Here is a 13,110-nt window from a genome sequence, read left to right as displayed (position 1 = left end):
CGGCGGGCGCGCACAGGGCGTCGAGCAGGACTTACGCGCTGACTTCCGCACCGTTACGGGCAGCAGAATCGGCCAGATCCTCGGGGCTGACAACGCCCTCGACCGACACGCGGTCCAGGTAGGCCATGCCGTCAAACGCCAGCTCGCGGGCGTTCTCCGGGTCGCCCTCGTTACCGATCGAGCCGTGCGCCATGCGATCAATAATGAGCGCGATCGCGCCGTCGCCCGTCACATTCGTGGCGGTGCCGAAGGAATCCAAGGCGATGTAGGTCGCGATCATGAGGGCGACCTGCGCGTCATCGAAGCCCAGCATGGAGCTGAGCAGACCGGTGGCCGCCATGATGGCACCGCCGGGGACACCGGGGGCGGCGACCATCGTGATGCCGAGCATGAAGATGAAGCCGACCCACTGGAGGGTGGACACCGTCAGGCCCTGGGTCAGGACAATCGCGAACGCGAAGGAGAAGATCTTCGAGGTTGAGCCAGCCAGGTGGATCGTGGCGCACAGCGGAATGGTGAAGGAAGCAACCGCGTCGGACACGCCATTCTTCTTGGTCTGGCGCAGCGTCACGGGGATGGTCGCAGCGGAGGAGGAGGTGCCCAGCGCCGTCAGGTAGGCGGGCATCATCGTCAGCAGCGCCTTGATGGGGTTGCGGCGAGCCACCACGCCGGCGAAGCAGAACTGGGTCAGCAGGATGACGACCTCGAGGACCAGGACCACGACCACGACACGCAGCAGGGTACGGATGATGGAGGCGGCCTCGCCCGTGTAGGTCAGGTTCAGGAAGATACCGAAGATGTGCAGGGGCAGCAGCGGAATGATGATCGTCTCGATGAGGCGCGTAATAATGGCGCGGAACTCGATGAAGCCCTTGCGCAGGACGCCGCGCGGGACCATCGACAGGCCCAGGCCCACCACGAAGGACAACAGCAGGGCCGTCATAACCTGCAGCGGCGCGGGCATCTCGATAGTGAAGTAGGAATCCAGCGCGCTACCGGGTTCTGCCACCGAGGCCAGCTGCGTGGAGGCGAGCAGACGCGGGAACAGGGAGGCGCACACCAGGAAGGTCAGGAAGCCCGAGAAGAGCGTCGAGCCGTAGGCGATCGCCGTCGTAATGCCCAGCCACTTGCCGGCACCGCGGCCCAGGTCCGCGATAGCGGGGGTCACGAGGCCGATGATGATCAGCGGAATAGAGAAGGACAGGAACTGGCTGAAAATAGCCGAGAACGTCGCGAAGATACGACCGATCTCCACGGGGACCAAATGGTTGCCGCCGACACGGATCGATCCAAGGATAGTCGCAAGGATGATCGCAGCGATCACCCACACAAGAATTCCGGACTTACGCAGGAACGCGCGCATGTGTTTCACCTTGAGATTAGGGACGATGGGTCACCCATAGAATGCCCGACCTTTACGAATTCTTGAATCCGAAACCACGATACGGGATATGCGCCACGCATCTCCTCCGCCCCACTCACTGTTGACGAGGCCGTGGTTTCCTGCGTGGATTCAACGATCCCCAGGCTTTCAGCGCACCGCCATCGTCGACACAAAGGGAGCTAGATACCAGATAATCGCGGCGAGAATCACGTACACAATCGCGTCGGCGAGGCGCCCGCGTGAGGCAAACCAGGGTCGCCCGGGCGTCCACAGACGCACGATCCCCATTCCGACAAGGACTGCGACCAGCAGCATGACCGCCCGATGTCGGTGATCTGTCACAGCCAGAGCGATGACGCCGAGGACACCGCCCGCGCTCAGGGTAGCGCCGAGAAACGCACCCAGTCGTGCGCGCACGGTTGTCTCCTCGTTTTCCACGCCCCCTACCCTAGCGTACGATCCGACACAATCGGTCAGCGATTGCCCTTGTTCCCGCATCCACGGCCCCGGCCTCGAGCCGAAAGAGTGCCACAAAATGACGGCAAGCGGGTTTAGGATAGGACTAAAGGCTTTCCGGCCACACCATATTTTCTCGTCCCAAAGGAGTATTCGAGTGTCTCGTTTCATCGTCGTCGCCCCCGGTTCGTCGGAGGCAGCTGTCCTCGCCACTGACGAGCTGGCCCGCGTTCTCGGTGTCGCCACCGTCAACGCCCTGGCCGGCACGACCGCCACCGACGCGGCCCTGCGCCCCGCCTCTGCACTGCCCGCAGCGGTCGAAGCCGTCCGTGCAGCCGGCGAGGACGCGCTCATCACCCCCGCCCGCGAGGCCTCGAACCGCGCCTTCGATCACGTGGCCTGGAACCTGAACCTCGCTGCCTCCACCCGCGCGGGCGTCGTCCTCGCCTTCGACGCCGAGGGCGCCAGCGCCGAGCTGCTCACCGAGGAAATCGCCACCGCCCGCCTGCGCGCCGAGGCCGCTGCCGCCTCCGTCGTCGCCGTGATCCTGACCGGTGGTACCCCCTCACTCGAGGTCGACGTGCCCGTCCTGACCCTGCCCCTGGGTGAGGACGCCGCCGCCACGCTGCACGCCGCAGCCACCCCCACGGCCGTCACCCCGCTCGCCTTCCAGGCCGACCTCATCGAACGCGCCCGCGCCGACCGCAAGCGTATCGTCCTGCCCGAACCCGACGACGACCGCGTCCTCCAGGCCGCCGCCCAGGTCCTCGCCGCCGGCATCGCCGACATCACCTTCGTGGGCGACGCCGACTACGTCGCCAAGCGCTCCGGCGAGCTCGGCCTCGACCTGAGCGCCGCCCAGGTCGTCTCCGTGGACGACCCCGCCTACCTCGAGCGCTACGCCGAGGAGTTCGCGCGCCTGCGCGCCAAGAAGGGCGTCACCCTCGAGCAGGCCCGCAAGAAGGTCACCGACGTGTCCTACTTCGGCACCATGATGGTCCACATGGGCGACGCCGACGGCATGGTCTCGGGTGCCGCCCACACGACCGCGCACACGATCGTCCCCTCCTTCCAGATCATCAAGACCGCCCCCGGCGTCTCCGTCGTCTCCTCCATCTTCCTCATGGCGATGAAGGACCGCGTGTGGGCGTTCGGCGACTGCGCCGTCAACCCCAACCCGACGCCCGAGCAGCTCGCCGACATCGCCGTGACCTCCGCGCGCACAGCCGCCCAGTTCGGCGTCACCCCGCGCGTCGCGATGCTGTCCTACTCGACCGGCACCTCCGGGGCCGGACCGGACGTTGACGCCGTCGTCGAGGCCACCCGCCTCGCCCGCGAGAAAGCCCCCGAGCTGGCCATCGAAGGCCCCATCCAGTTCGACGCGGCCGTCGATGCGGCCGTCGCCTCCAAGAAGCTGCCGGGCTCCGACGTCGCTGGTAAGGCAACCGTTTTTGTCTTCCCCTCGCTGGAAGCCGGAAACATCGGCTACAAGGCCGTTCAGCGCTCCTCCGGCGCGCTCGCCGTCGGCCCGGTCCTGCAGGGCCTCAACAAGCCCGTCAACGACCTGTCGCGCGGCGCCCTCGTCGAAGACATCGTCAACACCGTCGCCCTGACCGCCGTCCAGGCCCAGGGCTGAGCGGGACCCAGGTCCCGGGGTCCGGTTACTATTGTCGCTGACCGGACCCCGGCCTCGTACAACTCTCTTCCATCTCACCAACACGAAAGGCGAACGCGTGACCTCGTCCTCCGTTCTCGTCATTAACTCCGGTTCCTCCTCCATCAAGTACCAGCTCGTCGATCCCGAGACCGGCGACGCGATCGCCAAGGGCCTCGTTGAGCGCATCGGTGACCCGATGGGCTTCATTAAGCACGCGCACGGCGACGCCGTCACCGAGGAAGAACTGCCGGTTCCCGACCACACAGTCGGCATGCGTGAAGTTCTGCGCCTCTTTGACACCGAGGGTCCGACCCTGGCCGAAGCCGGGATCCTCGCCGTCGGCCACCGCGTCGTTCAGGGCGGCCGCTACTTCGACGGCCCGGCACTGATCACCGACGAGGTCCGCAACCTCATCGAGGAGCTGTGCCCGCTGGCTCCCCTGCACAACCCCGCCCACCTCAAGGGCATCGACGTGGCGCGCGAACTCATGCCCGACGTCCCCCACGTCGCCGTCTTCGACACCGCATTCTTCCAGCAGCTGCCCGCTCGCTCGGCTCTGTACGCCCTGGAGACTGAGACCGCCGAAAAGTATTCGGTGCGTCGCTACGGCGCCCACGGCACCTCCCACCAGTTCGTCTCCCAGGAGATCGCGAAGCTGGAAGGCCGCGACGACCTCAAGCAGATCGTCCTGCACCTGGGCAACGGCGCGTCCGTGTCGGCCGTCAAGAACGGCAAGCCGATCGACACGTCCATGGGCCTGACCCCCCTCGAGGGCCTCATGATGGGCACCCGCACCGGCGACATCGATCCCGCCGTCGTGTTCCATCTGCAGCGCGTCGCCGGCATGAGCGTCGACGAGGTCGACACCCTCTTCAACAAGAAGTCCGGCATGAAGGGCATGACCGGCGAGTCCGACATGCGTTCAGTGTGGGACATGATCCACAACGATGAGGACCCCGAGGCTCAGCAGCGTGCCCGCGTCGCCATGGACGTCTACATTAACCGCCTCCTGAAGTACGTGGGGTCCTACACCGCCGAGCTGGGCGGCCTGGACGTCATCACCTTCACCGCTGGCATCGGCGAGAACGACGCAGCAGTGCGTCGCGAGCTGGCCGAGGCCCTCGCCCCCTTCGGCGTGAAGATCGACGTCGAGGCGAACAATGTTCGCTCCGGCGAACCCCGCGTCATTTCCGCCCCCGACTCGACGGTGACAATCTACGTCTTCCCGACCAATGAGGAGCTGGCGATCGCCCGCCAGGCGCTGACCTTCGCCTGATTCTTAGGCCATCACGAGGCCGGGGTTCCCGCGTGGAGCCCCGGCCTCGGGCGTATCCGTCGCGTAGTTGACTTCCCACCCACACACCGACTACGATCAGAAGTGGTAACGGCGAGCAGGTCCTCGCAGAGTGCCAATCCGCGGGCCCACGGGCGCACACGTTGCGCCGTGGGTCTTTGCGTCTCTCAGTGAGGAGAAACATGCTCACAGGTACGGCGGAAAGCTCTTCTACTTCGTACGTGAAAAACCCATCGGCTCCCCAGGCCAGGTGTGGGGCAAGAACACCGACAACAACTGGGAAAATAAACGCGAGGAAAGAACTCTTGAATGTTTGAGTGAGGCGATCAACCGACTCTGCAGGTATGCCGAACACGAGGACCAGAACATCCTCCTCTTTCAGGACATGATCAATGAGAAGCAGCGCTTTCACCAGGTGAAACGCAGCTATGCCCACATCTACAGTCGCATCAAGGAACATCAGGAGATGCTGCGCATCCTTGAAGCTCCCGCATATATTGACTCGGAGCTCTCCACAAACATCCAGTGCGCAGACTGGGTCGCAGCCCTCATCGGCAGAGCATGTGACTATCAGTTGGTACTCAACAGCTCGTACAGATGGGTAGCAGACAGTTTTTTCGCTGATCTTCGTGGAGGTTTCACGTATGAATCCACCCTCCAGTTTTATCGACGCAGCATCGGCAATATCCACCACATCCGGATTCTCGACAGGGCACGCCCCCACCTCGATTCCCTAACCGGTATGTCTCCCCAGAATCTCTCCCTCCTCCAGCTCGTACATGCCCGCGCAAGTGCACCCACTACAGGCAAACCGGCAACATGAGGCCCGACGGTGCATTCGCCGCGTGCAGGCTTGCCCCAGGAGCTGGCGATCGCCCGCCAGGCGCTGACCTTCGCCTGATTCTTTCGCGCCAACGAGGCCGGGGTCCCCACGTGGTGCCCCGGCCTCGGGCGTATCCTGGGAGGGTAGCGCGAGCGAGGAGGTCCTCATGAACAGCGACGTTTCGACCCTGGCGGATTGGATTGCGGAGTCACCGTCCACCGTGTTTTTCGGGGGCGCGGGCGTCTCCACCGAGTCGGGTATCCCCGATTTTCGCGGGGCGAACGGCTTCTACTTTCAGGAGCGCGAGATTCCCCTCGAGACGGTCCTGAGCATTGACTTCTTCACCAAGCACCCCGAAGCGTACTGGGAGTGGTTCCGCGAGGTGTACCGCCCGGTAGAACCCAACGGCGCACACAAGGCCCTGGCCGCTCTGGAAGCCGCGGGTCGCCTCGACGCCGTCGTTACGCAGAACATCGACGGCCTGCACCAGCGGGCCGGGTCGCGCGCTGTGTGGGAGCTGCACGGCAACTGGGAACGGCTCGTGTGCACGCGCTGCGGGACCGTCGTCGCGCTCATTGATGCTGTCAAGGTTGACGGGGATCCAGTGCCCGCGTGTCCGTCGTGCGGAGGGCAGATGCGCCCGGACATCGTCATGTACGGCGAATCCCTCGACCAGGGAGTCATCGAGGCCGCCGTGTCCGCCATTGCGCGGGCATCCACGCTGATCGTGGCCGGCACATCCCTCGTCGTCTACCCGGCCGCGGGCCTCATCAACTACTTTTCCGGGGATCACCTGGTGCTCATGAACGCCACCCCGACCTCGGCCGACGCGCACGCAGACCTGATCGTCCGCGACCCCGTGGGCGCGACCCTCGACCGCGTCATGGACGAGCTGCGCGCGGAGGGCGTCGTACCCGCGTAGGCGTTGCCGCGCGCGAGTCTTCACACGCGGATAGGTTGTGCGCATATGGATAGGTTATGCACATGCGGATAGGAAAATAAGCTATCCGTATGCTCGCAACCTATCCGGATGTTCGTAACCTATCCGCATACTCGCAACCTATCCGAGAACCGGAGAACTACTGCGTCATAGCCCACTAGCGCGAGCAACTGCAAGTATTCCAGCCTTCGCTTCTTCCATCCGGGTCCGGTCCTCGGGGCTCAGTCGCTCCTGCCTCGGCAACTTCGTCGAGATAAGCAACCAGCATCTGGCCTCCTTCGGCTAGATAGACGGAAACCCACACCGCGAGGGCGTGGGTTTTCGATGTGGCACTCTGAGCACTAGCCCCGTTACCGATTCCAATGCTACCTTCACAGGCTGCTTGCTGTCCAGCAGTTCCTCAGAGTCTGCTCATGTCAAGATCACCCCTACCCCAAGCCCGCGGGGTCCACGAGGGAGAGCGCTCGCGGGGCGCGCGAGACGCGCACGCTTTGGCCCCACGTAAGGGTGAGCCGATCAGATTCCATGCCGTCGCCGAAGAGGACGAGGGATTCGGAGCCGACGACGAGGCTCAGCTCTTCGTCCTCGTCCAGGATGCCCTCGGTGTGCTCGATGCCGGTATAGGGGGAGGGCCAGGCCTCGCGCACAAACCATGCGAGTGAGGGCGAGGTCGGGGCGGGCATCTCCCCCATCGCACGCCCACGCTTGAGGGAGGCCCCCCACCCGGTTGCGCCGGTCCCGGTGGAGACGACGACGCCCGATGAGGATTGGCGTTCGACGCTGGACCCAAGGGAGAGTTCGTAGCGGGCGCTCTGGTGGCTCGGGTGCCCGATGAACACCTCGTTGAGGGCGGTCAGGGAGCGCGAGTCGTCGGCTGCCGCGCGCACCATTGTCAGGTGATCGACGCGCAGGTCCGCGCCTGATTCAAGGCGGCGCAGCGCCCCTACGCCTTGGTCGGGCGTGCAGCGCACGAGGACACCCGCGTTGGACTGGGGTACCGAGTTGATGCCGACCACGACCTGGTCACCAGCGTATTTGGCAACGTTGGCGACCAGGCCGTCGGGTCCGACGACGACGATGACGTCCTCGGGGGCGAAGAGGAAGCGCGAGAGGGAGTCGCGTTCGACGTCGGCGCTCGCCCACCCGTCCGGGATGCCTGCGCGCACTCGGGCCAGGGCTGCCAGGTGGGACTCGTGCGCTCGCTCGACGGCTTCGAGGCTGCGCCCGCGTGACCGCAGGACGAATTCGACCTGGCCGCGGGTGGAGTAGCGGTCCATGAGTTCGTCATACTCGGTGGGGCGTCGGACGATGACGGCGCGTCGTCGCATGGCTACTTGCCTGCCTTCTTGGAGCCGGTGAATGCGGAGACGAGGTCACTGAGCACGTCGGCGGTGATGGTGATGTCGCCGAAGGACGGCATGTTCTTGGCCAATTCCTTGAGGGCGACGGCGCGCGCCACCTCTGGCCCGGCCTCGCCGAGGGCCCTGACGTAGGACGCATCGGTCGCAGTCCGCGCGGCACCGGCGGTCTTCCAGTCCGCTTCGTAGGCTTTGGCTTTTTCGACGATGCGTCGTGCTTCCGCCTCGACGGCGATCGCGTCGGCAGCGGCTTTCTCCTCAGCTTCACGCCTGGCATTGTGTCCTTCCTGGTCAACCAGGTCGGCACGCTTGCGGGCCAGGTCGAGCTTGGACTGCATTTCATTTTCGGAGATCTGGGATTCGCGTTCGACGGCGAGGGCGCGACGTTCGTAGAGGGCGCGATCAGCCTCGGCCTGGAGCTGCTCGAGGAGCGGGGCTCGCAGCGAGGATTCGACGCCCTCGTCAGGGCGCAGGCTCATGAGGCGCACGTCGACGACGGTGACGCCGGTTGCGCGCAGCTGTTCGTCGGCGGCAAAAGTCTGGGCGAGCAGGCTGCCGACCCGTTCGAGGGAGCCGGAAATGGCGTCAGACAGAGGCATCGCGCCGATGGACGAGGCCAGGGCCGAGTGAGCGATTCGGGTGACGGTTTCGTCGATCTGCCACAGGCCTTGCGCGTCGTTGCTTGCATCGCGCGGGTACAGGTCGAAGTCGTAGTGCGAAGCGGCCGCCTCGGCGTCCTCGATGCGGTAGGTGATGGCGACCTGGGCGCTGACGTTTTGCTGGTCGGCGGACGGGACCTGTACGAGGAAGCTGTGGGCGCGGTTCGCGGTGGGCACTTCCGCGAGCGCGCAGCGCCCGGCTCGCAGCCAGAAGGACTGGCCGACTCCGGATCGGATGGTGCGTCCGGCGCGGATTTGGACGACGTGGTCGCCGGCTCCGCCCTGGTAGCGGATGAGGAAGGGGTGGTGGTGGAGGGTTCCCATGATGGCTCCTTGGTCGGGTGGTCTCCCACTTGTTTATGTCATGATGACAATAATCCCACCTCACATTTAATGTCAACTCGACACAAATAAGTTATGCTGGCACCATGACTGAACCCCTCACCATCCCGATCGCGGTCGACATCGTCGCCCTGACCGTCATCGACCACACCCTCCACGCCCTCGTCGTACGCCGAGGCATCGAACCCTTCAAGGATCACCTGGCCCTCCCCGGCGGATTCCTGCGCGACGGCGAGCAGACCGAAGAGGCGGCTGCGCGCGAGCTTGAGGAGGAAACCGGTATCACTCCCCCGGGTTACCTCGAGCAGCTGCGCACCTACGGACCGCAGGGACGAGACCCCCGCGGCCCCATTCTCTCCGTCGCCTACCTACTCTTGGCCCCCTCCTTCTCCCCCGCCCGCGCGGGAGGCGACGCCGCCGGAGCACTCTGGCACCCCGTCGATGACCTCCTCGCACCCACCTCCCCACTCGCCTTCGACCACGCGACAATCCTGGCGGACGGCATCGAGCGCGCACGCTCCAAGATCGAATACTCGCCCCTGGCCACCTCCTTCTGCGGCCCCGAGTTCACGATCACCCAGCTGCGCACCACCTACGAGGCCATCTGGGGATCAACCCTCGACCCTCGCAATTTCCACCGGAAAGCAACGAAAACAGCCTCCTTCATCGAGCCGACAGGAGGCACCGTCCGCGAGGGAGCAGGACGCCCCGCAACCCTGTACCGCCTCGTCCCCGGTGTCGACGCAACGGCCTTCGTCCTCGATCCTCCCCTGCGCCGACCGCCCACCCCAACCCCGGCCTCGTCAATGAAGAGCGCAAGCGCGCGGAGTACGCGAGAATAAGCCCCGTACCAAAGGAGAACCATGAACTTCCATTCCCTCTACGACCAGGGCTTCGCGCGCGTCGCCGCCGTGACCCTGCCCGTGCACCCCGCGCGCCCCTTCGAGAACGCGCGCGAGATCATTGACACCGCACGCGAGCTTGACGCGCGCGGCGTCGCCGTCGGCGTCTACCCGGAGCTGTGCGTCTCCGGATACGCCATCGACGACCTCCTCCTGCAGGACGTCCTGCTCGATACCGTCGAGAAAGCCCTGGGATCCATTGTCGAGGCCAGCGCCGACCTGCTCCCCCTCCTCATCGTCGGCGCACCGCTGCGCAAGGACAACGCCCTGTACAACTGCGCGGTCGCCATCCACCGCGGGCGCGTGCTCGCGATCATCCCCAAGTCGCACCTGCCCAACTACCGCGAGTTCTACGAGAAGCGCTACTTCGTCACCATGCCCCCGCGCGCCTGCGAGCGCATCGAGGTCCCGTGGGGCGGCATCGAAGAATTCACCGGCGGCCCCGTGTGGGTTCCCTTCGGCCAGGTCCTCATTTCCGCCGACGATGTGCCCGGCCTGACCGTCGGCATCGAGATCTGCGAGGACATGTGGGTGCCCGTCACCCCCGCCACCGAACTGGCGCTCGCAGGCGCGACCGTCCTGGCAAACCTGTCGGCGTCCCCGATCACGGTCGGACGCGGCGCGGACCGCGAACTCATGGTGCGCTCGGTGTCCGCGCGCTGCTCGGCGGCCTACATCTACACGGCGGCCGGCATGGGCGAGTCCAGCACGGATCTGGCCTGGGACGGCGAGACCATGATTTACGAGGCCGGGGAACGCCTGGCGATTGGCGAGCGCTTCCAGGAGGGCGCGCACATCACGATCGCCGACGTGGACCTGGAGCGCCTGCGCACCGAGCGCAAGCGCCAGAATTCGTTCACGGACAATGCGCAGCGCTACTTCGCGGGGGATGAGCGCTTGTCCCCCCAGGAGGTCGAGATCACGCTCGATCCGCCGCGCACCGACCTGGGCCTGGAGCGAGCGGTCAACCGCTTCCCCTTCGTCCCCAACGACCCCACACGCCTGGAGCAGGACTGCTACGAGGCCTACAACATTCAGGTCGCCGGCCTGGTCCAGCGCCTGCGCGCGATCGGCAACCCGAAGATCGTCATCGGCGTCTCGGGCGGCCTGGATTCGACGCACGCGCTGGTCGTGGCCTCCCGCGCGATGGACCTGCTGGGACGACCGCGCACGGACATTCTGTGCTACACGCTGCCTGGTTTCGCCACGTCCGAGCGCACGAAGACGAACGCGACCCTGCTGTGCCAGTACCTGGGCACGTCCTTCCAGGAGATCGACATCCGCCCGGCGGCCACGCAGATGCTGGCCGACATCGGCCACCCCTACGGCGAGGGCGAGGCCACCTACGACGTCACCTTCGAGAACGTCCAGGCGGGCCTGCGCACCGACTACCTGTTCCGCCTGGCCAACCACCTGGGCGGCATCGTGCTGGGCACGGGCGACCTGTCCGAGCTGGCGCTGGGCTGGTGCACGTACGGTGTGGGCGACCAGATGAGCCACTACGCGGTCAACACGGGTGTGCCGAAGACCCTCATGCAGCACCTGATCCGCTGGGTCGTGGCCTCCAAGCAGTTCGACGAGCGCGTCGGCGAGGTACTCCTGTCGATCCTCAACACGGAGATCTCCCCCGAGCTGGTTCCCGCCAAGCCGGGCGAGAAGATGCAGTCCACGCAGGACAAGATTGGCCCCTACAACCTGCAGGACTTCACGCTGTACCACGTGCTGCGCCGCGGCGCGCGCCCCTCGAAGATCGCATTCCTGGCAGAAAAGGCCTGGTCGGATGCATCCGTGGGTTCCTGGCCGGTCGGCTTCCCCGAGGAGGACAAGGTCGCGTACTCGCTGGAGGAGATCGTGACGTGGGAGCGCCTGTTCCTGTGGCGTTTCTTCAGCCAGCAGTTTAAGCGCAGCGCCCTGCCCAACGGCCCGAAGGTCATGGCCGGCGGCTCCCTGTCCCCGCGCGGGGATTGGCGCATGCCCTCGGACGTGTCGGGCGCGGATTGGGTCGCCGAACTTGACGAGGCCGTGAAGGGCCTGGTCGACTGACCTGACATTCGCTCACGCCCGGTCGCAAGCTGCCGTGGGGCGGTGCTCACGCGAGCACCGCCCCACATGTTTCTTGTCAATGCGCGCCAGGGAACGCATCAGACCGCGAGACTATGCCAGCATTCACACGCACAAAGCCCAAAATATCGGTATGGTTGCTTTTGGCAGTTAGGTAAGCCTAGCTTTTCCTATTTCAGCCCCATCGCAAGTAACTATGACGGAGAAATAATGTCTCGCACGACCACGTCCCTGGCCGCCATCGCCGCCATCGCGGCACTCGGCCTCGCCGCCTGCTCCTCGGGTGCCACTTCCTCCTCGCAGTCCACCACATCCTCCGCGTCCGAGGCCACCCAGGCCTCGTCCGTGTCTATCGAGGCAAACGATGGCACGGTCGACATCAAGCTGCCCGTCACCCGCGCAGCATCCCTCGACAACCGCACCTTCGAGGTCCTCGCGCAGTGGAACGTGCCGCTCGTCGCTGCCCCCAAGAAGCTGATCCCCTCGACCATCACCGCGTACAACGGCGATGACATCGCCGACGTGGGCATGCACCGCGACCCCAACCTCGAGGCCCTGGTCGCCGCCGAACCCGACCTGATCATCTCCGGTCAGCGCTTCTCCAAGTACGACGCCCAGATCAAGGAACTGGCCCCCGACGTCCCGCTCATCAACCTCGAGCCGCGCGAGGGGCAGCCCTTCGATCAGGAACTCATCCGCGAGGTCACGGACCTCGGCGAGATCTTCGGCAAGCAGGACGAGGCCAAGAAGCTGGTTGACGACTTCAACGCCTCGATCGAGCGTGCGAAGAAGGCCTACGACGGCTCTTCCACCGTCATGGCGGTTGACGTCTCCGGCGGAAACATCGGCTACGTGGCGCCCGGCAAGGGCCGCACGTGGGGTCCGGTCTTCGACCTGCTCGGCCTCAAGCCCGCCCTTGAGGTCGAAGGTTCGACCGACTCTCACACCGGTGACGACATTTCCGTCGAGGCTATCGCGCAGGCCAACCCCGCCTGGATCCTCGTGCTCGACCGCGACGCCGCGATCACCAAGGACGGCTCTAACACCCCGGCTGAGACCGTCATCAACGACAACGCTGCCCTGCAGAACGTGACTGCCCTCCAGAACAAGCAGGTCGTGTACGCGCCGAACGACACCTACACCAACGAGTCGATCATCACCTACACGGAGATCTTCAACTCCCTCGCGGACGCTTTCGAAGCAGCCCAGAAGTAACCATCTGACACCCTTGCGG

The 13,110-nt window shown here is 65.4% G+C and carries 11 protein-coding genes; 7 read left to right on the top strand and 4 right to left on the bottom strand.

Annotated features, from left to right (window positions below):
* Positions 1-31: 31 nt before the first annotated feature.
* Together HMPREF1136_RS09490 and HMPREF1136_RS09485 are read right to left on the bottom strand one after the other, a co-directional pair.
* Positions 32-1,363 (bottom strand): dicarboxylate/amino acid:cation symporter, encoded by a 1,332-nt coding sequence (locus tag HMPREF1136_RS09490; RefSeq protein ID WP_009649125.1) that lies wholly within the window; start codon positions 1,361-1,363, stop codon positions 32-34.
* A 168-nt stretch (positions 1,364-1,531) separates the two neighbouring features.
* Positions 1,532-1,801 carry a hypothetical protein gene (locus HMPREF1136_RS09485; protein ID WP_034505705.1) on the bottom strand — a complete coding sequence of 90 codons (270 nt, stop codon included), beginning with the start codon at positions 1,799-1,801 and terminating at the stop codon, positions 1,532-1,534.
* Between the two features lie 196 nt (positions 1,802-1,997).
* Here HMPREF1136_RS09485 and pta point away from each other — a divergent pair, with 196 nt between their 5' ends.
* From pta to HMPREF1136_RS09465, 4 genes are all read left to right on the top strand, one after another.
* Positions 1,998-3,476 carry a phosphate acetyltransferase gene (gene pta, locus HMPREF1136_RS09480; protein WP_009649119.1) on the top strand — a complete coding sequence of 493 codons (1,479 nt, stop codon included), beginning with the start codon at positions 1,998-2,000 and terminating at the stop codon, positions 3,474-3,476.
* A 97-nt stretch (positions 3,477-3,573) separates the two neighbouring features.
* Positions 3,574-4,773 (top strand): acetate/propionate family kinase, encoded by a 1,200-nt coding sequence (locus HMPREF1136_RS09475; RefSeq protein ID WP_009649124.1) that lies wholly within the window; start codon positions 3,574-3,576, stop codon positions 4,771-4,773.
* 268 nt (positions 4,774-5,041) lie between these two features.
* On the top strand, positions 5,042-5,614 hold the full coding sequence (locus tag HMPREF1136_RS10360; RefSeq protein ID WP_232204206.1) for a DUF3800 domain-containing protein: 573 nt from the start codon (positions 5,042-5,044) through the stop codon (positions 5,612-5,614).
* Positions 5,615-5,780: 166 nt separating this feature from the next.
* Positions 5,781-6,536 (top strand): NAD-dependent protein deacylase, encoded by a 756-nt coding sequence (locus HMPREF1136_RS09465; protein WP_009649117.1) that lies wholly within the window; start codon positions 5,781-5,783, stop codon positions 6,534-6,536.
* 446 nt (positions 6,537-6,982) lie between these two features.
* On the opposite strand, the gene HMPREF1136_RS09460 is transcribed toward HMPREF1136_RS09465, so the two are convergent.
* Positions 6,983-7,882 carry an inorganic polyphosphate/ATP-NAD kinase gene (locus HMPREF1136_RS09460; protein ID WP_009649118.1) on the bottom strand — a complete coding sequence of 300 codons (900 nt, stop codon included), beginning with the start codon at positions 7,880-7,882 and terminating at the stop codon, positions 6,983-6,985.
* A 2-nt stretch (positions 7,883-7,884) separates the two neighbouring features.
* Positions 7,885-8,895 (bottom strand): SPFH domain-containing protein, encoded by a 1,011-nt coding sequence (locus HMPREF1136_RS09455; protein ID WP_009649126.1) that lies wholly within the window; start codon positions 8,893-8,895, stop codon positions 7,885-7,887.
* A 104-nt stretch (positions 8,896-8,999) separates the two neighbouring features.
* Between HMPREF1136_RS09455 and HMPREF1136_RS09450 the strand changes: the two genes are divergently transcribed.
* From HMPREF1136_RS09450 to HMPREF1136_RS09440, 3 genes are all read left to right on the top strand, one after another.
* Entirely contained in the window at positions 9,000-9,755 is a 756-nt protein-coding gene (locus HMPREF1136_RS09450) for an NUDIX hydrolase (RefSeq protein WP_009649121.1), read from the top strand.
* 21 nt (positions 9,756-9,776) lie between these two features.
* A complete protein-coding gene (locus HMPREF1136_RS09445; RefSeq protein WP_009649123.1) occupies positions 9,777-11,858 on the top strand; it encodes an NAD(+) synthase in 2,082 nt (693 codons plus the stop codon).
* A 228-nt stretch (positions 11,859-12,086) separates the two neighbouring features.
* Entirely contained in the window at positions 12,087-13,091 is a 1,005-nt protein-coding gene (locus HMPREF1136_RS09440; protein WP_009649120.1) for a siderophore ABC transporter substrate-binding protein, read from the top strand.
* The last annotated feature ends 19 nt before the right edge of the window (positions 13,092-13,110 follow it).

Source organism: Actinomyces sp. ICM47 (assembly GCF_000278725.1).
Classification (GTDB): domain Bacteria; phylum Actinomycetota; class Actinomycetes; order Actinomycetales; family Actinomycetaceae; genus Pauljensenia.
Note: the sequence above shows the minus strand (reverse complement) of the source record. Positions and strands in the feature narration are given on the sequence as shown.